Raw genomic sequence first — 18,852 nt, forward strand, 5'->3', positions numbered from 1 at the left:
ACGCAAAGCCAGCTGCCAGCCGGCGATTTCGGTGACGATGGCGACGCAGATTTCTGCGGATTACGCAGAGACTGCATTTTCAGGGAGGCCTCGATGCGTTCGCGTCGGGGCCTCTTTCGTTTAAGGACCGGACATGGCTGCGCTCGAGCATGATCTGATCCTCGTCGGCGGCGGTCTGGCCTCCAGCCTGATCGCCTGGCGACTGGCGCTCGACCGGCCGGACTTGCGCGTCGCGGTGGTCGAACGGGACGGGCGGCTGGGTGGCGAGCACACCTGGTCCTTCTTCGATGGCGACATCCCGGCCAGTGATCGCGCCTGGCTGGAGCCCGCGACGCCGCACCGCTGGCCGGACGGATATGAGGTCTTTTTTCCGGGGCTGAGCCGGGTTCTGCAGACGCCGTACAACAGCCTGACGTCGGATCGACTGCACGCGATCGTCGCGCCGCTGCTGGGTGACCGCCTGATCAAGGGCGGGGCGGTCGAGGTCCAACCGGACGGTGTGACCTTGTCGGACGGGCGGGTGCTGCGGGCGACCGGGGTGATCGACGCGCGGGGCCCCGCGCCGACGCCGCATCTGGACCTGGGCTGGCAGCTGTTCGTCGGCCGGACGGTACGGCTGTCCCAGCCGCACGGCCTGACGCGTCCGACGATCATGGACGCCACGGTGGGTCAGGGCGACGCCTACCGGTTCGTCTATCTTCTGCCGTTCGATGAGCGGACCGTGCTGGTCGAGGACACCTATTATGTCGATGGGCCGATGCTGGACCGGGCCCTGCTGAACCGGCGAATCGACGCTTACATCCGCTCGCGTGGCTGGACCGTCGAGGCCGTGGTCGGCGAGGAGGAGGGCGTCCTGCCCATCGCGCTGGACGGCGACATCGACGCCTTCTGGGCCGAGGGACCGCCGGTGGCGCGCGCGGGCCTGGCCGGAGCGCTGTTCCACCCGACAACGGGATACTCCCTGCCGGATGCGGTCGCCGTAGCGCGACTGGTGGCCGCGGCCGACGACCTGTCATCGGCCGCTCTGCGGACACTGATTGAGGGATATTCGAAATCGCTGTGGGCCAGGCGCGCCTATTATCGGCTGCTCGATCGAATGCTGTTCCGGGCGGCGGAGCCAAGGGAACGGTGGAAGGTGCTGCGACGCTTCTACGGCTTGCCGGAACCCCTGGTGAGGCGTTTCTACGCAGGCGCCAGTACGGCGCTGGACAAGGTCCGCATCCTGGCAGGAAAACCCCCCGTGCCCGTCGGTCGGGCGCTGAGGCAACTCCGGGAATCCGGGCGAGGAAAAGCGGCATGAGAGACGTGACGGCCAGGCGCGCGGTAGTGATCGGCGCCGGCTTCGGAGGCATCGCCCTGGCCATCCGCCTCCAGCGCGCGGGCGTGCAGACAACCCTGATCGAGAAGCGCGACAAGCCCGGCGGCCGCGCCTACGTCTGGAAGGAACAGGGCTTCACCTTCGACGCCGGTCCCACGGTCATCACCGACCCCGACTGTCTGACCGACCTGTTCGAAGGCACGGGCCGGTCATTGTCCGACTATGCCGAACTTCTGCCGGTCGATCCCTTCTATCGGCTGTGCTGGGAGGACGGGGCGTCGTTCGATTACAACGACGACCAGGCCGCGATGGAGCGCCAGATCGCGGCCTTCAACCCGGCCGATGTCGAGGGCTACAACAAGTTCCACGCCTATTCCGAGGCGCTGTACCAGGAGGGATACCTCAAACTGGGCGCCGTGCCGTTCCAGTCCTTCTGGTCGATGATCAAGGCGGCGCCGGAGCTGGCCCGGCTGGAAAGCTGGAACAGCGTCCATGCCATGGTCGCCCGCTACATCGAGGACCCGCATCTGCAGCAGGCCTTCAGCTTCCATACGCTGCTGGTCGGCGGCGATCCGTTCAAGACCAGCTCCGTCTATGCCCTGATCCACGCGCTGGAGCGGCGCGGTGGCGTCTGGTTCGCGCGCGGCGGCACCGGGGCCCTGATCGCCGGGCTGGTGAAGGGGTTCGAGGATCTGGGCGGGACCGTCCGCCTGAACACCTCCGTCGAGCGCATCGAGACCGAAGGCAACCGGGCGACCGGCGTGACCCTCGACACCGGCGAGACGATCCTTGCCGACATGGTCGCGTCGAACGCCGACGTCGTCCACACCTACGACAAGCTTCTGGGCCGGACCCCGCGCGGAAAGGCGAAGGCGAAATCGCTGAAATCCAAGCGGTTCTCGATGTCGCTGTTCGTGCTGCACTTCGGCACGTCAAAGCCCCAGCCGCAGCTGGCGCATCACACGATCTGCTTCGGTCCGCGCTATCGCGAACTGATCTCGGAAATCTTCTCCGGCCCGACCCTGCCCGAGGACTTTTCCCTCTATCTGCACGCGCCCTGCGCCACTGACCCGTCGATGGCGCCCGAAGGGATGAGCAGCCACTACGTCCTGTCGCCCGTCCCGCACCTCGGCGCCGCCGACATCGATTGGGAGACCAGGGGGCCTGAGTATCGCGAGAAGATCATCGACTACCTGGAGGAACGGTACATCCCGAACCTGCGCCGCGATCTGGTGACGACGCGCATCTGGACGCCTGCCGATTTCAAGGAAGACCTCAACGCCCACCTCGGCTCGGCCTTCTCGCTGGAGCCCATTCTGACGCAGAGCGCCTGGTTCCGGCCGCACAATCGCGACGATGTCATCTCGAACCTGTATGTTGTCGGGGCCGGCACCCATCCCGGGGCGGGCATCCCCGGCGTGGTCGGCTCGGCCAAGGCCACGGCGGGGCTGATGCTGGAACAGGCCGCGCAGAGCCAATGACCGACGCCGTCCTCGCCGCCTCCAAGGCCTCGATCACCAAGGGGTCCAGGAGCTTCCGCTCCGCCTCGCGGCTGTTCGAGCCGGCCGTGCGCGAGGACGCGTGGTTGCTTTACGCCTGGTGTCGGGCCTGTGACGACGAGATCGACGGACAGGACCACGGCTTCGGCCACGAGGAATTGTCGGTCGAGGAGCAGCAGCGACGTCTGGCCCGCCTCTACGACATGACCCGGCGCGCCATGACCGGCGAACCCATGCCTGACCCGACCTTTGCCGCCTTCCAGCGCGTCGCCATCCGCCACCGTCTGCCGGAGCGCTGGGCGATGGATCTGATCGACGGCTTCGCCATGGACGTGGAGCATCGGCAGTACCAGACGCTGGACGATGTCATGGCCTACTGCTGGCACGTCGCCGGGGTCGTCGGGGTGATGATGGCGCGGGTCATGGGGGTGACCGACCCCGAGGTCCTGCGTCGGGCGCAGGATCTGGGTCTGGCCTTCCAGTTGACCAATATCTCGCGCGATGTGATCGAGGATGCGGAGGACGGGCGGGTCTATCTGCCGTCAGACTGGCTGGTGGAGGCCGGGCTGGAGCCGACGGCGGAGGCCGTGGCGGACCCGGCGAACCGACCCGTCGTCCATGCGGTGACCCGGCGGCTGCTCGCTGTGGCCGAGCCCTATTACGACAGTGCGCGGGACGGGCTGCGCGGGCTGCCGTTTCGCTCGTCCATGGCGATCGCAGCGGCGCGCGGCGTCTATCGCGAAATCGGCCGCAAGGTCATCCGACGCGGGCCGGGCGTTTGGGTCAGGCGGGTCTCGGTCGGCAAGGCGATGAAGCTGTGGCTGTTCGGACGCGGAGCCCTGATCGCCGTCTGGACCCAGACGCTCGATCGCGGCAAGGCGCCGCCGCCCAGACCGGCATTGTGGACGCGGGTCTAGCGCCGCCGCAGCTCCGGTAGCCGCCACCACGGCGTTGTCGGGGACAGGTGGTGCTCGTGGTGCAGACCGAAGTGGAAACTGGTCAGCAGTGACGCGATCCAGGGCATCGGGATGGTCCGCGCATTGTGGCGGTCGGCGAACGGTTCGGCGGTCGGGTCATGCCTGTGCGGCAACCAGGTGCCGAAGAAGAACAACTGTATCGCGCTGAGGATCGCCGGGAGCGCCCAGAACAGGATCAGGTTGGCGACACGGGCGCCGATCAGCAGATAGGCGACCAGCACCGCGGTCACGACGGCGAACTCGCGCCAGCCGAAATAGCGGGTGAAGAAGCCGTAGAACCACGGGCCGAAAGCCTCGGGCCGGGCGGCATGGAAGTCGGGGTCCTCGGCCTGGCCCGGCGTCCGATGGTGCTGGTGATGGCTACCGTTCAGCTTGCGGTACGAGAAGGCGGCATAGGCGCCGACACAGAACTGGCCCACGACCGCGTTCAGGCGCGGACGGCCGGGCGCCAGCGAGCCGTGCATGGCGTCGTGGGCGACGATGAACATGCCCGCGCCGAGCCAGCTCTGGGTCAGGATGATCAGCGGCGCTACGGCGACGACCGGCCAGGTCAGCGGCTGGAAGAAGACGCCCCAGATGTGCAGCGTCAGCCAGCCGCCGACGATCAGAGCGGCGAGGGACAGTCCGATCACGGTCTGGCGAGCGGCGGTCACTCCGTGGCCTGGGCGGCGCGTGCGGCGCGGCGGGCCTTGAGGATGGCGCTAAGGCGGTGAGGGTCGAGGGCGAAGACAAAGCCGAACGAGACGGCGCCCTCGCGGGTCTGGACGGCGTGATGCAGCTTGTGCGCCTGGACCAGACGGCGGGCGTAGCCGTTCCTCGGCATCCAGTGGAACGGCCAGCGCTGGTGCACCAGACCGTCGTGAACGAAGGCGTAGACGGCGCCGTACAGGGTCACCCCCAGGGCGATGGCCCGGACCCACCAAAGGCCGGTCAGCCAGGCGATGACGAACAGGCTCGTCCCGACGACGGCGCCGACGACGCCATAGAGATCGTTCTTCTCGAAGGTCTTGTGGTGCGGCTCGTGGTGATCACGGTGCCAGCCCCACCCCAGCGGACCGTGCATGACGTAGCGATGCGTCCACCAGGCCACGCCCTCCATCAGGAAGAAGACGGCCAGGGTCAGCAGGGTGAACCACATGGGGAGCATAGGCGTAAGACTACGCCTGCGCGGGCGCTGTTCCAACCGTGGCCTCGTGCCGCTGGAGCCTGATCGGTTGAGGAGGAATCGCTACGCGATTCCGCCGATGCGGTGAATCAGGTTCCAGATATGAGCGAGAGCATGATTCACGCCTTCGACAGAACCGCGAAGCGGTTCTGTCTCAAACGATCATGCTCTAAGCAGACAGCATGACCGACGACGCGATCCGAGACCGCAAGGACCAGCATCTGGACGTCGTCCTTGCGGGCGGAGGCCGGCATGCGCGGGACGCGGGCTTCGACGCGATCCGCTTCGTGCACGAGGCTCTGCCGGATCTGGACCACGCCAAGATCGACCTCGGCGCCGATTTCCTGGGGCGACGGCTGAAGGCGCCGCTGCTGATCAGCTCGATGACCGGCGGACCCGCGCGGGCCGGGGCGATCAACGCCCATCTGGCCGAGGCGGCGCAGGCGCTCGGTATCGCCATGGCGGTTGGCTCGCAGCGGGCGGCGCTGGAGGGCAGCGGTGGCGGCGGTCTGGATCAATCCCTGCGCCGTCGCGCGCCGGATACGCCGATTCTGGCCAATATCGGCGCGGCCCAGCTGACCCGGGGGTTCGGTGTAGACGAGGCGCGCCGGGTGATCGAGATGATCGGCGCCGACGCGCTGATCGTACACCTGAATTCACTCCAGGAAACCTGTCAGCCCGAGGGCGACCGCGACTGGTGGGGCGTGGGCGCGGCATTGGAGGCGCTGGTGCGGCGGCTGGAGGCGCCGGTGGTGGTCAAGGAGACGGGGGCGGGCCTGTCTGCCGCGACCGCGCGGCGGCTGTCCGACATGGGCGTCGCGGCGCTGGATGTCGCCGGGGCGGGCGGTGCCAACTGGGGGCTGATCGAAGGGGAACGCGCCACCGACCCCGCCGACAAGACCCACGCCCTTGCGTTCGCCGACTGGGGCATTCCGACCGCCGTGGCGATCGCCCAGGTTCGCGCCGCCTGTCCGGACATCGTCCTCATCGGATCGGGCGGCGTCCGGGACGGCCTCGATGCGGCAAAGGCCATCCGGCTGGGCGCCGACCTCGTGGGTCAGGCGGCGGGCGTGCTACAGGCCGCGACGGTCTCGGCCGACGCGGTGGTCGAGCATTTCCAGGTCGTCATCCGCCAACTGCGCACGGCGTGCTTCTGCACAGGGTCGGCCAACCTTCATGACCTGCGGCGGGCGCCGCTTCTGTAGAGGCCCCGGCGCCGATCAGCGTGAGATTGCCCGGCTCAACACGTCCAGGTCGGATCGAGAATCGTGTAGCATCCGGAGGTCATCGGAGCCGAGTCGTTGAGCGTTCATCCCTTTCCAAGCGCGCCGGTCGCCGTGCCTCGATCTGAAGGCGCGCCCGTTCGGCGGCCGGACCGGGTCGAGGTGGTGCTTGTCGCCGGGCTTGTGCTGACCACTGCGGCGCAATTCGCCCTTTGCGCCTGGTTCTGGCTGGCCTAGGCGGCTACTCCGGCCAGACGCCGACCTCGTCGGGCCAGACCTTGCGGTTGGGCGAGCCCTGGTAGACCCAGTCCAGGGTGCGGGCCAGAGACCGGGCCCCGAACCGCTGGGCCGGCAATGCGGCGGGCAGACCGTGCATGGCGCGCGCCCAGTCCGGCAACAGGTCCGCGCCGGCGGCCATGACCAGACCGGCAGCGACGCCCTCGGCCGGGCCGCCGATCCTCTGACCCATGACGAGCGCGGCGACCTCGCGCGTGCGGGCGTCGGCCTTCAACTGCGGCCGCATCGACTGGATCAGCGCCTTGGCCGAGGCGCGATCGCGAGGCACGGGGTCGGCGCCGAGGGCCAGACCGATGCGCGCCATCTCGTCGAAATAGGCGTCCTGGTCCGCGGCCGACATGTCCGGATCGCCATAGCGGACCCAGGCGTCGAGGAAGCTCGAGATCTCCGTCACATGGACCCAGGCCAGCAGGGCCCGGTCGTCGACGCGATAGGGTGTTCCGTCGGGCAGGGTCCCGCCGAGCTTGCGATGGATGCCCTTGACCCGGTGGATGGCCGCCTGACCGGCTGAGGCATGGTCAAAGGTCGTGACGGCGATGAACTTGGCCGTCCGCCGCAGGCGGCCGTGCATGTCGGCGCGGAAGTCTGAGTGATCCCAGACGCCCGCCAGCACCGCCGGATGCAGCATCTGCAGCAGCAGGCCCGACACCCCGCCGATCATCATGGTGATGATGTCGCCGTTGACCCGCCAGGCCACGGCGTCGGTCGGGAACAGGGCGTCGGCGCGGCGCAGGGCCGGCCGCTCGCCGCGCTCATAGTCGTTGAACAGCTCATTGATCCGGCGCCGGATCGCGATCTTGACCGGATCCAGCATTGATCAGGCCGCGTCCCGCCAGGCTTCCAGCGCGCGCAGGGCCCGGATGCTCATCAGCCGCTTCTTGGCCCGGCCGCGTTCCTTCATCGGGATCTTGACCCCGGCCTCGTCGATCTTGGGCGCCTCGAGCGGGGGCAGAAGTCCATAGTTGATATTCATCGGCTGGAACTTCGAGCCCGCCAGATGGCCGCCGGTGATGTGTTCGACCAGGGCGCCGAGGGCGGTATGCGCCTCGGGCGCATCCAGCGACTTGCCCAACCGTTCGGCGGCGGCGAGACGACCGGCCAGCAGGCCCGTCGCGGCGCTCTCGACATAGCCTTCCACGCCCGTGACCTGACCGGCGAAGCGCAGGCGCGGCATCGACTTCATCCGCAATTGGCGGTCCAGCAACTGCGGGCTGTTCAGATAGGTGTTGCGGTGCAGGCCGCCGAGGCGCGCGAACTGGGCGTTCTGCAGGCCCGGGATCATGCGGAAGGTCTCGGCCTGGGCGCCGTGCTTCAGCTTGGTCTGGAAGCCGACGATGTTGAACAATGTGCCGAGCGCATTGTCCTGACGCAGCTGGACGATGGCGTGGGCCTTGACCAGAGGATCGCGCGGGTTGGTCAGGCCGACCGGCTTCATCGGGCCGTGGCGCAGGGTCTCGCGGCCGCGTTCGGCCATGACCTCGATGGGCAGACAGCCGTCGAAATAAGGGACATTCTCCCATTCCTTGAACTCGGCCTTGGGGCCGTCGATCAGGGCGTCGACGAAGGCCTCGTACTGTTCCTTGTTCATCGGGCAGTTGACGTAGGCGGCGGCGTCTCCGCCCGGGCCCTCCTTGTCGTAGCGCGACTGACGCCAGGCGATGTCGAAGTCGATCGACTCGGCGTGGACGATGGGGGCGATGGCGTCGAAGAAGCTGAGGCTCTCCTCGCCGGTCAGTTTCAGGATGGCCTCGGCCAGGGCCGGGGAGGTCAGGGGGCCGGTGGCGACGATGACGCTGTCCCACTCTTCGGGCGGCAGGCCGGCGATCTCCTCGCGCTGGATCGTGACCAGCGGATGGGCCTCCAACTTGGCGGTCACGGCCTGGGAGAATCCGTCGCGGTCGACGGCCAGGGCGCCGCCGGCGGGTACCTGATGCGCATCGCCGCAGGACATGATGATCGAACCGAGCGCCCGCATCTCGGCGTGCAGCAGGCCCACGGCGTTGTGCTCCCAGTCGTCGGAGCGGAAGGAGTTTGAGCACACCAGTTCGGCCAGACCGTCGGTATGGTGGGCGTCCGTCTTGACGCCCGGCACGCCGCGCATTTCGTGCAGGACGACGGGGACGCCCGCCGAGGCGATCTGCCAGGCGGCTTCGGATCCGGCGAGGCCGCCGCCGATCACGTGAATGGGGGAGAGGTCGGTCATGCGGCTTCTTAGACACGGGAATGGTGTTCGTCAGCAGGCGTCTGGTCGGCTTGTGGTATCGCTCGCTATGATCGGCCGAACGCTCGGCGAGGGGGCTTGATGAGCAACAAGGATGTCGGAGGCCGGCGCCTGAACCTTCAGGCCGCGCTGGGGACGACGGTGCGCGCTCTGCCTCGGCTGTGGTCGGGTGCGGCCGGGGCGTTGGGTCTGTGTGCGGTGCTCTGGTTGCTGCCTGTCGTCTGGCCCATCGAGGGTTGGATGCGGTGGGCATGGGCGCTGGCGGCCGGGGCCTCCGCCCTGGTCGCGGTCGGAGCATTGGCCCGGCTGTCGATCCGTGACGACGTGACCGAGGCGCGTGCGCTGGGTCTGGGGCCGCTGGGTCTGCAGGCGAAGCCGCCCGAGGCGCGTCTGGTCGGCGCCCTGCTGCTGTGTCTGCTGTTCCTGTCCATGATCGTCTCGATCCTGGCCCTGGTCGTCCTGGCGATCTTCGGCATGGCGGAGTTGAACGTCCCGGCCATCCAGGCCCGCGACTGGGCCGCCGTGGGCGCGCCGTGGAAGCTCGGCGTACTGACGGTGCTCGCCGCCGGGGCGGTGGCCATCCCGCTGCTGCTCCTCGTGCGGCTGTCGCTGTTCGTGCCCGCCACCCTGGGGCGCCGCCAGATGGTCTCGCTGAACTCGATGGGCATCGCCTACGGCAGCTTCTGGCCGCTGCTGGCAGGGCTGATCGCGACGGCCCTGCCCAAGATCGTGCTGCTGACGCTGATCGGGACCGGGATGCTGACCGGCGTGGCGGGTCAGGTCGTTTGGGTCGTGGGCCTGGTGGGGCTGCAACTGCCGCTGACGATCGGCTTCCTCGGCGCCGCCTATCGACAGTTGGAATACTGGTCGCCCGACGAGCCGAAGTGATGGAGATGACGCGATGAAGCCGGGCTTTTCATTCAACGACGCCGTCGGCGCGCCGTTCGCGCTGCTGCGCCGGCGGCCGCTGAGCCTGTTCGTCTGGGGCCTGATAATGGCGGCGCTGGTCGCGGCCTTTTACGGCCTGATGATCCCCGCCCTGGGCTCGATGATCGGCGCTCCTGACAGAGAGGCGGCGTTCGACACCTATCTGACGGAGTCGATCCGGCTGCAGGCGACGGTCAACGGCATGAACATCGCCATGTACCTGGTCATGCTGCTGACCTGGACGGCGGCGGCCCGTGCCACCCTCTCGCCGGACCGTGGCGATCCGTTCCTGTTCCTGCGTCTGGGCATGGACGAGGTCCGGGTCGCCGTGACGCTGATTGCGGTCTTCTTCATCTGGTACATCGTCCTGATCGTCATGGTTCTGATCGGGGTCGGCATCGGCCTGGCGCTGTGGAGCCAGGGCCATGCCACGGATATCGGCGTGCTCATCGCCTATGGCCTGCTGGTGTTCGCACTGTCGGTCTGGGGGTGGTTGAGGGTGTCGCTGATCGCGCCGGCCAGCCTGATCCTGAAGCGGTTCGCCTTCACGGAGGGCTGGATGATCGCGCGGGGCCAGATGCGGAAGCTGCTGGGCCTGAACCTGGTGATCTGGATCATCTACATGATCAGCACGATCCTGATCTACGCCGCGGTCGGCGCGATCCTGGCGGCCGGGTTCTTCGGTCAGGGCCTGGTCTGGCCGCACGATATCGACAGTGTCGCGGACCTGGAGCCTTTGCTCCGGCCGATGCTGCTACCGGCGCTGGGGACCGTGATTCCGATGTCGCTCGGGTTCGGCTGGGTAATGGCCCTGTATGCCGCCCCCGGCGTGGTGGCTGCGCGCCAACTTCTGGACGGCATTCCCGCGCCGGCCCCGATCGTCGAAGACGCGCCGCCCGTCGATACGCTACAACCATCCCAATAGGGATTCACGGAGGGAATCGATGACCTTTTCAGCGACCGAGGCAGCCTTCGAAGGCTTTCGCGTGGTGCGCCGCCATCCGCTGGCGATTGTGTTCTGGAGTCTGGCCTATCTGATCTTCTTCGCCGCCTTCTTCGGGTTGTTCGGCGGCTCGCTGGCGACCCTGATGTCGACGACCGAGAGCCTCGAGGGCGCGCAGCCCAGCGCGCAGGAGCTGGAAGCCCTGGGCCAGACCTATCTGGGCTTCATGGCCCTCGCCCTGCCGCTTGGGCTCGTGATCGGCGCCGTGCTGAACGCCGCCGTCGCGCGCGCGGTCCTGTTTCCCGCCGAGAAGGGCTTCGGCTACATGCGCCTGGGTGGCGATGAGTTGCGGGTGCTCGCCGTCTCGGTGATCCTGGGCATCGTCTTCTTCGCCGTCTCCATCGTCCTGTTCGGGGTCGTGGGAGTGCTGGCCGGACTGGCCGCGCAGGCCAATGCAGGCGTCGGCATCCTCGTCGGAGTCCTGGTCGGCCTCGGCGCCTGCGTTGTCCTCTTCTGGCTGGCGATCCGCCTCAGCATGGCCATCCCTCTGACCGTAGCCGAAAAGCGGATCGCGCCGTTCGCATCCTTCGCCATGACCAAGGGCCACACCTTGCCGCTGCTGGGCATGGCGGTCATCGCCTTCATCATGTCGATCCTTGTCACCCTGCTGGGCACGATCATCGCCCTGCCCATCACGCTGGCGACCGGCGGTATTCAGCAACTGGCGACGATGGACGGCCAATCGACGGCGCAGATCCTGCAGGCCGCCGGAGCCGGTCTGATCGGCTGGGGTGTGGTCAACGCCATCTTTTCTGCGCTCCAGATCGCGGTGGTCTATGCGCCGTTTTCGGCCGCCTATCGTGACCTGAAGGGTCTGCCGCAGGACTAGGCCTTCTGTCGCAAGGGTAACTTGGCGCGGTGCGACCGGGCGGATAGCGTCACGGAAACAGGGCGGGGGACCCGAGATGGCCGGAATTGAACTCTACGCGCCGAGGCTGGCGCGTCATCGACGCACATGGAGCGTGGCCGCGGTGGTTCTCGCCGCAGTCTTCCTGATTGGCGGGCCGCTGATCGCTGTCCTGATCGCCAAGCTCACGGGGCTGAATTCCCGGATGGGGTGGTCCAGCGAGCTCTATCAGCTGGTCGTCTTCTTCGGCCTGACGGCGGCGCTACTGATCGCCTGGGTCGTCCTGTTCGAGCGGCGGCCGCTGTCGACCATCGGCTTCAACCAGCATGGCCTGAAGCGCTTCCTGCGCGGCTATGCGATCGGGTTGGGTTTCCTGCTGGCGACGATCGCCGTGATCTGGGTTGCCGGCGGCTATCGCATCGAAAGCGGCGGCGTGTTCGCCAAGGCCGGCGCGGTCGCGGCGCTCCTGCCCATCGGCGCCCTGTTGCTGGGTTTTATCGTCCAGGGCTCGGCCGAGGAGATCGTGTTCCGGGGCTGGCTGATGCAGCTGATCGCCTCGCGCCACGGCCTGGTCATCGCCCTGATCGTCAACGCCGTCCTGTTCGGCCTGGCCCATGCCGGCAACACGGACCCGACGCCGGAGCTGGCGCTGGGCGTCGTGAACACCGTCCTGTTCGGCACCTTCATCGGCCTCTATGCGGCGCGCGAGGGCTCGCTATGGGGCGTGTGCGGCTGGCACGCGGCCTGGAACTGGTTGCTGGGTCTGGGTTTCGGGCTGGAGGTATCGGGTCACGTCCTCGACGTCACCCCCCTGTTCGTCGACCTGACAGCGACCGCGGGGGCGCCCTGGTGGCTGACCGGCGCGACCTTCGGACCCGAGGCCAGCGTGGTGACGACGGCGGTGCTGCTTGCGGGTGTGATCGTGCTGATGGTGCGCGGCCGGACTAGGGAGCATGGTGTGGAAACGGCGGCAGGCGCGGGGCTGCAGGCTTGAAGATCCAGCCGCCGGACCGGACCTTGGCCGGGGTCTCCTGAGGGGCTGTCCATGATATCCGCGGGCAAGGAGTCGGGGTTCCGAGGCCGCAGAGCAGTCCGGGTCGCCGGGCGGATCTTCGCCATGGTGGCTACCGGCCTGTTGCTGCGCGGCGCGGCCGGGCCGGAACCCCTGTGGTGGCTGGCCTGGACGGCGCCGGCGCTGTTGTTGTGGCTGGCGCTGAAGTCCAGCGCCGCCGACGCGCGGTGGATGACCTTTGGCGCGGCCCTGATCGGCGCCGGGGCGAACCTGCACAATTTCACCATCGTCACCCGGTCGCCGCAGCTGGCGATCGTGCTGGTGACCGGGATCGCCCTGTTGTGGACGCTCGCGGCCGGGGCGACCCGTCGCGCCGTCCTGTTGCGCCGCAGCGCCTGGGCGCTTTTTACTTATCCTGCCGCTTGGGCGGCCATCCATACCGTCATGGCGGCTCTGGCGCCGGACGGGGACTGGGGCCTGATCGGTTATTCGCAGGGGGACCACCCCTTGGTCCTGCAGATCGCGGCCATCGGAGGCGTCGCGGCCGTCGCCTTCCTGGTCTCCTTGCCCGCCGCGGCCGTGGCGACGGCCTTCACGCTCGCGGACTCGGGCGACGGCTTGTGGCGCGGGCGGATGGCCTACGCAGCGGCCGCGGTTCTGGGTCTTGCGGCGACGGGCTACGGCGTTGTCCGGCTGGCGCAACCCGTGACGGGCCAAACCGTCGTCTTCGGGCTGATGGCGGTCGACGCCGACATCGGACCACGGGCGACCGCGACCTATGTCGCACTCATCCGGAAACGGTATTTGACCGGTGTTGAAACGCTGGCGAAGGCCGGCGCCGAGGTCATCGTCCTGCCCGAGAAGATCGCGGTCGGGGATCCGGGACAGATCGGCCTATGGCGCGCCGCCCTGGCCGGGGCCGCCCGGGATCAGGGCGTCTGGCTGGAGGCCGGCCTGGCGATCACCCATCCCGACGGTATCCGCAATATGGCCTATCTCTACGCCCCCGACGGACGGGAGGTGGCAGCCTATCGCAAGCAGTTCATGGCTCCTCCAGAGCGGGTTGAAGGATACAGCGCCGGTACTGACTATGCGGTCACTCCGGTCGGCGGCGCGCGCTACGGCCTGGCCATCTGCAAGGACATGCATTTCGCCCGTCTGGCGCGGGCCTACGGCCAGCGGGATGCGGCCGTCATGCTGGTGCCGGCCTGGGACTTTGGCCACATCGACCAGTGGATGGGGGCCCGCATGACGGCGATGCGGGGCGTCGAACAGGGCTTTGCCGTGGTGCGGACCAGCAAGGAGGGTCTGTTGTCCGTCAGCGATCCCCACGGGCGTATCGTGGCCGAGGCCGAGAGTGCCGCCGGGGCAGGGCAGAGCCTGCTGGCGACGCTGGCCGTCGAGCCGCGTCGTCCCACCCTCTACGGCCAGATCGGTGACCTGTTCGGATGGTTGTGCCTCGCGTTCGTGGCGGGCATGATTTTGCCGTGGCCGCGACGCACCCGATCCCGGACCGTCTAGGCTCGCGTCTTCACTCGTACCGGCTTTGCGGCCGAAGCCGTGGGATCGCCCGACAGGGCCGTGACCCGCGCCTTGCGGCGGGTCTCGTGCCGGTCCAGCACCTCCTTGAGGTATTTGCCGGTCCAGCTCGCCTCGTTGGCCGCGACCTGTTCGGGGGTGCCGACCGCGACGATCTCGCCGCCGCCGTCGCCGCCCTCGGGCCCGAAGTCGAGCAGGTAGTCGGCGATCTTGATGACATCGAGATTGTGTTCGATCACCACGATCGTGTTGCCGGCCTCGACCAGTTCCTGGAGCACCTCCAGCAGTTTGCGGATGTCTTCGAAATGCAGGCCTGTGGTGGGTTCATCGAGGATGTAGAGGGTCTTGCCGGTCGCCCGTTTCGACAGCTCCTTGGACAGCTTGACCCGCTGGGCCTCGCCGCCCGACAGGGTCGTTGCCGACTGTCCGACTTGGACGTAGCCGAGGCCGACGCGTGACAGGGTCAGCATCTTGTCGCGGATCGGCGGCACGGCCTTGAAGAACTGGCCGGCCTCCTCGACCGTCATGTCCAGCACGTCGGATATGCTCTTGCCCTTGAAGACGATTTCCAGGGTCTCTCGGTTGTAGCGCCTGCCCTTGCAGACGTCGCAGGTGACGTAGACGTCGGGCAGGAAATGCATCTCGATCTTGATCAGCCCGTCGCCCTGACAGGCCTCGCAGCGCCCGCCCTTGACGTTGAAGCTGAACCGCCCGGGCCCATAGCCGCGCGCCTTGGATTCCGGCAGGCCGGCGTACCAGTCGCGGATCGGCCCGAAGGCGCCGGTGTATGTGGCCGGGTTCGAGCGCGGGGTGCGGCCGATCGGCGACTGGTCGATGTCGATGACCTTGTCGAAATGCTCCAGCCCCTCGATCCGGTCGAAGGGAGCCGGGGCGTCGGAGGCGTTGTGAAGCCGGCGCGCGGCGGCCTTGTAGAGGGTCTCGATCGTAAAGGTCGACTTGCCGCCGCCCGACACCCCGGTGACGCAGGTGAACAGGCCCACGGGGATTTCGCCCGTGACCGCTTTCAGATTGTTGCCGGTCGCGCCCGAGATCCTGAGCATCTTCTTGCGGTCGACCGGGCGGCGGCCTTGCGGCGGCAGTTCGATCTCACGCTCGCCGGTCAGGTATTTGCCGGTCAGGGACTTCGGATTGGCCATGACCTCATCGGGCGTGCCCTCGGCGCAGATCTCGCCGCCGTGGACGCCGGCGGCCGGACCCATGTCGATGACATAGTCGGCGGTCATGATCGCCTCCTCGTCGTGTTCGACGACGAGGACGGAGTTGCCGAGATCGCGCAGGCCGCGAAGGCTCTCCAGCAGACGGCTGTTGTCGCGCTGGTGCAGGCCGATCGACGGCTCGTCCAGCACGTACAGCACGCCGGTCAGGCCCGAACCGATCTGGGAGGCCAGGCGGATGCGCTGGCTCTCGCCGCCGGACAGGGTGCCGGACGACCGCGACAGGCTGAGATAGTCGAGGCCGACATTGTTCAGGAAGCGCAGCCGGTCGCTGATTTCTTTCAGGATGCGGCGGCCGATCTCCATCTGCTTGTCGGTCAGCTGGTCGGGCAGGGCGCTGACCCAGTCGTAGGCCTTCCTGATCGACAGCATGGAGATCTCGGCGATGTCGTTGCCGGCGATCTTCACCGCCAGGGCCTCGGGCTTCAGACGCTTGCCGCCGCAGGCGTCGCACGGGGTCTCGGACTGGAACCGGCCCAGCTCCTCGCGCACCCAGGCGCTGTCGGTCTCGCGCCAGCGGCGGTCGAGGTTGGGCACGACCCCCTCGAACGGCTTGGAGACCTCGTATTTCCGGGCGTTGTCGTCATAGACGAACTTGATCTTCTCCGAGCCCGTGCCGTTCAGGATCACGGACTGGGCCTTCTCGGGCAACTCGCGCCACGGCTTGTCCATCGAGAAGCCGTAGTGGAGCGCCAGCGCCTGCAGGGTCTGGGTGTAGAGCGGCGACGGGCCGCGCGACCACGGGGCGACCGCGCCCTTGTGCAGGGTCTTGTCGCGGTCCGGGATGACCAGGTCGGCGTCGAAGGCCAGCTTGACCCCCAGGCCGTCGCAGACCGGACAGGCGCCGAACGGATTGTTGAACGAGAACAGCCGCGGCTCGATCTCGGCGATGGTAAAGCCGGAGACGGGGCAGGCGAACTTCTCGGAGAAGGTGATCCGGCGCGGTTCCTGGCCTTCCTCGGCATTGGCCCATTCGGCTACGGCGATGCCGTCGGCCAGGCCCAGGGCGGTCTGCAGACTGTCGGCGTAGCGCGCCTCAAGGCCCGCCTTGGTGACGATCCGGTCCACGACGATGTCGATGTCGTGCTTAAACTTCTTGTCGAGCGTCGGCGCGTCCTCGATGGCGTAGAAGGCCCCGTCGATCTTCAGGCGCTGGAAGCCCGAGCGCTGCCACTCGGCCATCTCCTTTTTGTATTCGCCTTTACGACCCCTGATGACCGGGGCCAGCAGCAGCAGCCGCTCGCCCTCGGGCAGGGCGCCCAGTTTGTCGACCATCATGGAGATGGTCTGGCTCTCGATCGGCAGGCCGGTCGCGGGCGAGTAGGGCACGCCGACGCGCGCCCACAGCAGACGCATATAGTCGTGGATCTCGGTCACCGTACCGACGGTCGAGCGCGGGTTCTTCGACGTCGTCTTCTGTTCGATCGAGATCGCCGGCGACAGGCCCTCGATCAGGTCGACGTCCGGCTTGCCCATCAGCTCCAGGAACTGGCGGGCGTAGGCGCTCAGGCTCTCGACATAGCGGCGCTGGCCCTCGGCATAGATGGTGTCGAAGGCGAGCGAGGATTTGCCTGACCCCGACAGGCCGGTCATGACGACCAGCTTCTCGCGCGGGATGTCGACGTCCACGCCCTTGAGATTGTGCTCGCGGGCGCCGCGCACGCGGATGAAGTTATGCTTTTCGGTCATGCTGCCAGGAAACGGGGGCCGGGAACGCGGGAGCGCCGGACGAGGTCCGGTGCGACAACGCTATATGGGAACTGATCCGGGGATATCAGCAAGAACAATATGGGAACATCAAGGCGCTGCCGCCAGATGCTGTCACCCAGCAGCGCGGCGCCGGTGTTCTGGGTGACGACGCAGGGGACGTCCTCGACACCGCCGGTGGACCAGTCGTCTGCGCCTGACCTGTCACGCTTCGCGGCGTTCTGTCAGCCCCAGCCGGAAACGGCGCCCACGCGTCGGACAGAGGCGGCCGGCTCGCCATAGGCCAGCACGGTGCGCGGCTCGGCCTCCGCCTTGCCGAACAGCCAGCCCTGGCCCTGATCCACACCGACCTCGCGCAGGATTTCCGCCACGTCCTCGGTCTCGATCATCTCGGCGATGGTCTCAACCTTGAGCGAACGGCAGAGTTCGACGAGATGGCTGATCAGAGTCCGCGCGCGTGGGTCGGTTTCCAGCCCACTGACGAAGGTCCCGTCGATCTTGACCGTATCGACCGACAGGCGGCGGAGGTAGTCATAGGAGGCCGCGCCTGCTCCGAAATCGTCGATGCAGACCTTGATGCCGGCAGCGCGGAGTCCGCCCAGGCGACGGTTGGCGGCATCGAGGTCCGACAGGGCGGCGGATTCCGTGACCTCGACGATCAGGCGCTTGCGCTCTTCCGGCCTCGACGCGGTCATTCGTAGCAGAGCCTGCACATAGTGGTCGTCGGCCAGCGAGGCGCCTGAGACATTGATGGCGAATTTCAGCAGCCCCGCGCCCTTCTGGCGCAACCGGCTCAAGGCCTTTTCGGCCACCGCGATGTCGAAGTTGTCGATCAGAGCCATTTCCTCGGCCATGCGGATGGCGCCCGCCGGGCTGTCCGTGCCCTTGAAGCGGGACAGGGCCTCAAAATGGTGAACGGCGCCGGTCTTTAGATCGACGATCGGCTGGTAGTGCAGCTCGAACCGTCGTTCCTGGACCATGACCTGGAAGGCGTGGGCGTCGTTCAGGGTCTGCGACAGGGCGGCGGTGAAGCTGAGCTCCGGCTGGGCGGCCCCGCCGTCCTTCAGGCAGCCTTCTACCGCGACGCGCAGGGCCCGAAGCGCGCTGAGCGATTCACCGCCGGCGGTCAGGTCAGTCTGCATGGATCGCGCCGACAGCGCGAAGCCTTCGCTGCGGCCGATCTCTTCCATTTCTCCGGCCAGATCGGCTTCTTCGCTGCGGTCCCGAACCAGGGCGAAACGTTCGGGGCCGAGCTTGCCGGCCGTGCTGCCGTCAACAGAGGCGGCCTGCAGGGCGGCCTCGACGCGGGCGTTCAGCCGATCGCCGGCCTCGCCGGTCCCCTGGGCGGCGGCCAGCCCCTCGACATTGAGGAAGGCGAGGGCCAGTTCGCGCGGCTCGGCGGGCGGCGCCAAGACTTCGCGGGCGCGGTTCAGGAAGGCCTCCGGGGCCAGCGCCGGTGCGGCGGCCGGATCATGCAGGCGGTAAGCTGGGCCTTCCCAGGTCACCGAACAGGAGACGTTGGGCGCCAGATCCGGCAGCAGGAAGAACCGCGCCGTCGCTCGCCGCATCCGGCCTGTGCCGGCGAGGAAGAGCATCTCGATCGGCACCGAGCGCTCGCCGGGACGCAAGGCCTTGAGCAGAGTCTTCAGCGGTTCCACGCTCGCCGGCGCCACCCTGTGCGACAGGACAATGCCGCAGAAGCTTTCGGCCGAAAGGTCGATCGACGGCCCCGATCCAAGCCCGAACACGGTCGAGCCCTTGGCGTCGAGCTCTAGCAGCAGGTCGGAGGCCGCGAAGGCGAAACCCAGAAGGCGCGTGCGGATCGTCATTTGATCACTCTGGGCACGGACTCCTTAAACTTCGCCTCAGAGTTATCTTTAAC

General features: G+C 67.7%; 16 protein-coding genes. 10 read left to right on the top strand and 6 right to left on the bottom strand.

Annotation, left to right across the window (positions count from 1 at the left end; translation table 11 throughout):
• The first annotated feature begins 133 nt into the window (after positions 1-133).
• The 3 genes from crtY to ACP7A5_RS11495 are packed head-to-tail and all read left to right on the top strand — an operon-like array spanning position 134 to position 3,734.
• Entirely contained in the window at positions 134-1,300 is a 1,167-nt protein-coding gene (gene crtY, locus ACP7A5_RS11485) for a lycopene beta-cyclase CrtY (RefSeq protein WP_426042044.1), read from the top strand.
• Positions 1,297-2,799 (top strand): phytoene desaturase, encoded by a 1,503-nt coding sequence (locus tag ACP7A5_RS11490; protein WP_426042045.1) that lies wholly within the window; start codon positions 1,297-1,299, stop codon positions 2,797-2,799. The genes crtY and ACP7A5_RS11490 overlap by 4 nt, the downstream gene beginning before the upstream one ends.
• Complete coding sequence (locus ACP7A5_RS11495; RefSeq protein ID WP_426042046.1) at positions 2,796-3,734, top strand: phytoene/squalene synthase family protein; 939 nt, start codon at positions 2,796-2,798, stop codon at positions 3,732-3,734. The genes ACP7A5_RS11490 and ACP7A5_RS11495 overlap by 4 nt, the downstream gene beginning before the upstream one ends.
• On the opposite strand, the gene ACP7A5_RS11500 is transcribed toward ACP7A5_RS11495, so the two are convergent.
• Positions 3,731-4,447, bottom strand: a complete 717-nt coding sequence (locus ACP7A5_RS11500; protein WP_426042047.1) for a fatty acid desaturase — start codon at positions 4,445-4,447, stop codon at positions 3,731-3,733. The two genes, ACP7A5_RS11495 and ACP7A5_RS11500, sit on opposite strands and share 4 nt — an antisense overlap.
• Positions 4,444-4,941 carry a sterol desaturase family protein gene (locus tag ACP7A5_RS11505; protein WP_426042048.1) on the bottom strand — a complete coding sequence of 166 codons (498 nt, stop codon included), beginning with the start codon at positions 4,939-4,941 and terminating at the stop codon, positions 4,444-4,446. Before ACP7A5_RS11505 ends, ACP7A5_RS11500 begins: the two co-directional genes overlap by 4 nt.
• Before the next feature lie 200 nt (positions 4,942-5,141).
• On the opposite strand from ACP7A5_RS11505, the gene fni reads away from it, so the two are divergent.
• Together fni and ACP7A5_RS11515 are read left to right on the top strand one after the other, a co-directional pair.
• Positions 5,142-6,164, top strand: coding sequence for a type 2 isopentenyl-diphosphate Delta-isomerase (gene fni / locus ACP7A5_RS11510; RefSeq protein WP_426042049.1), 1,023 nt, complete (start codon positions 5,142-5,144; stop codon positions 6,162-6,164).
• Between the two features lie 96 nt (positions 6,165-6,260).
• The gene (locus ACP7A5_RS11515; protein ID WP_426042050.1) at positions 6,261-6,419 is read left to right on the top strand and encodes a hypothetical protein; all 159 of its coding nucleotides are present in this window, start codon (positions 6,261-6,263) and stop codon (positions 6,417-6,419) included.
• A 4-nt stretch (positions 6,420-6,423) separates the two neighbouring features.
• Here ACP7A5_RS11515 and ACP7A5_RS11520 read toward each other — a convergent pair whose 3' ends face one another.
• Entirely contained in the window at positions 6,424-7,293 is an 870-nt protein-coding gene (locus tag ACP7A5_RS11520) for an oxygenase MpaB family protein (protein WP_426042051.1), read from the bottom strand.
• A gap of 3 nt (positions 7,294-7,296) precedes the next feature.
• Positions 7,297-8,682 carry a methylenetetrahydrofolate--tRNA-(uracil(54)-C(5))-methyltransferase (FADH(2)-oxidizing) TrmFO gene (gene trmFO, locus ACP7A5_RS11525; RefSeq protein WP_426042052.1) on the bottom strand — a complete coding sequence of 462 codons (1,386 nt, stop codon included), beginning with the start codon at positions 8,680-8,682 and terminating at the stop codon, positions 7,297-7,299.
• Between the two features lie 99 nt (positions 8,683-8,781).
• Here trmFO and ACP7A5_RS11530 point away from each other — a divergent pair, with 99 nt between their 5' ends.
• The 5 genes from ACP7A5_RS11530 (at position 8,782) to ACP7A5_RS11550 (ending at position 14,010) form a co-directional block, all read left to right on the top strand.
• Positions 8,782-9,588, top strand: a complete 807-nt coding sequence (locus tag ACP7A5_RS11530) for a hypothetical protein (protein ID WP_426042053.1) — start codon at positions 8,782-8,784, stop codon at positions 9,586-9,588.
• A 13-nt stretch (positions 9,589-9,601) separates the two neighbouring features.
• On the top strand, positions 9,602-10,552 hold the full coding sequence (locus ACP7A5_RS11535; protein WP_426042054.1) for a hypothetical protein: 951 nt from the start codon (positions 9,602-9,604) through the stop codon (positions 10,550-10,552).
• Positions 10,553-10,571: 19 nt separating this feature from the next.
• Positions 10,572-11,459 (top strand): hypothetical protein, encoded by an 888-nt coding sequence (locus ACP7A5_RS11540; protein ID WP_426042055.1) that lies wholly within the window; start codon positions 10,572-10,574, stop codon positions 11,457-11,459.
• A gap of 76 nt (positions 11,460-11,535) precedes the next feature.
• Positions 11,536-12,471: a CPBP family intramembrane glutamic endopeptidase gene (locus tag ACP7A5_RS11545; protein ID WP_426042056.1), complete on the top strand. Its 936-nt coding sequence runs from the start codon at positions 11,536-11,538 to the stop codon at positions 12,469-12,471.
• Between the two features lie 123 nt (positions 12,472-12,594).
• Positions 12,595-14,010: a nitrilase-related carbon-nitrogen hydrolase gene (locus ACP7A5_RS11550; protein WP_426042057.1), complete on the top strand. Its 1,416-nt coding sequence runs from the start codon at positions 12,595-12,597 to the stop codon at positions 14,008-14,010.
• On the opposite strand, the gene uvrA is transcribed toward ACP7A5_RS11550, so the two are convergent.
• Complete coding sequence (gene uvrA, locus ACP7A5_RS11555; protein WP_426042058.1) at positions 14,007-16,952, bottom strand: excinuclease ABC subunit UvrA; 2,946 nt, start codon at positions 16,950-16,952, stop codon at positions 14,007-14,009. The genes ACP7A5_RS11550 and uvrA overlap by 4 nt on opposite strands.
• A gap of 242 nt (positions 16,953-17,194) precedes the next feature.
• A complete protein-coding gene (locus tag ACP7A5_RS11560; protein WP_426042059.1) occupies positions 17,195-18,799 on the bottom strand; it encodes an EAL domain-containing protein in 1,605 nt (534 codons plus the stop codon).
• Positions 18,800-18,852 lie beyond the last annotated feature (53 nt).

This window comes from Brevundimonas sp. TWP2-3-4b1 (assembly GCF_049897665.1).
GTDB classification, from domain to species: domain Bacteria; phylum Pseudomonadota; class Alphaproteobacteria; order Caulobacterales; family Caulobacteraceae; genus Brevundimonas; species Brevundimonas subvibrioides_B.

Excerpts from the sequence above, each read along its gene's own strand:
- ACP7A5_RS11540 (WP_426042055.1), top strand. The coding sequence starts at position 10,572 with ATGACCTTTTCAGCGACCGAGGCAGCCTTCGAAGGCTTTCGCGTGGTG.
- ACP7A5_RS11505 (WP_426042048.1), bottom strand. The coding sequence starts at position 4,941 with ATGCTCCCCATGTGGTTCACCCTGCTGACCCTGGCCGTCTTCTTCCTG.
- fni (WP_426042049.1), top strand. The coding sequence starts at position 5,142 with ATGACCGACGACGCGATCCGAGACCGCAAGGACCAGCATCTGGACGTC.
- trmFO (WP_426042052.1), bottom strand. The coding sequence starts at position 8,682 with ATGACCGACCTCTCCCCCATTCACGTGATCGGCGGCGGCCTCGCCGGA.
- uvrA (WP_426042058.1), bottom strand. The coding sequence starts at position 16,952 with ATGACCGAAAAGCATAACTTCATCCGCGTGCGCGGCGCCCGCGAGCAC.
- ACP7A5_RS11530 (WP_426042053.1), top strand. The coding sequence starts at position 8,782 with ATGAGCAACAAGGATGTCGGAGGCCGGCGCCTGAACCTTCAGGCCGCG.
- ACP7A5_RS11550 (WP_426042057.1), top strand. The coding sequence starts at position 12,595 with ATGGTGGCTACCGGCCTGTTGCTGCGCGGCGCGGCCGGGCCGGAACCC.
- ACP7A5_RS11535 (WP_426042054.1), top strand. The coding sequence starts at position 9,602 with ATGAAGCCGGGCTTTTCATTCAACGACGCCGTCGGCGCGCCGTTCGCG.
- crtY (WP_426042044.1), top strand. The coding sequence starts at position 134 with ATGGCTGCGCTCGAGCATGATCTGATCCTCGTCGGCGGCGGTCTGGCC.
- ACP7A5_RS11560 (WP_426042059.1), bottom strand. The coding sequence starts at position 18,799 with ATGACGATCCGCACGCGCCTTCTGGGTTTCGCCTTCGCGGCCTCCGAC.
- ACP7A5_RS11495 (WP_426042046.1), top strand. The coding sequence starts at position 2,796 with ATGACCGACGCCGTCCTCGCCGCCTCCAAGGCCTCGATCACCAAGGGG.
- ACP7A5_RS11520 (WP_426042051.1), bottom strand. The coding sequence starts at position 7,293 with ATGCTGGATCCGGTCAAGATCGCGATCCGGCGCCGGATCAATGAGCTG.
- ACP7A5_RS11545 (WP_426042056.1), top strand. The coding sequence starts at position 11,536 with ATGGCCGGAATTGAACTCTACGCGCCGAGGCTGGCGCGTCATCGACGC.
- ACP7A5_RS11490 (WP_426042045.1), top strand. The coding sequence starts at position 1,297 with ATGAGAGACGTGACGGCCAGGCGCGCGGTAGTGATCGGCGCCGGCTTC.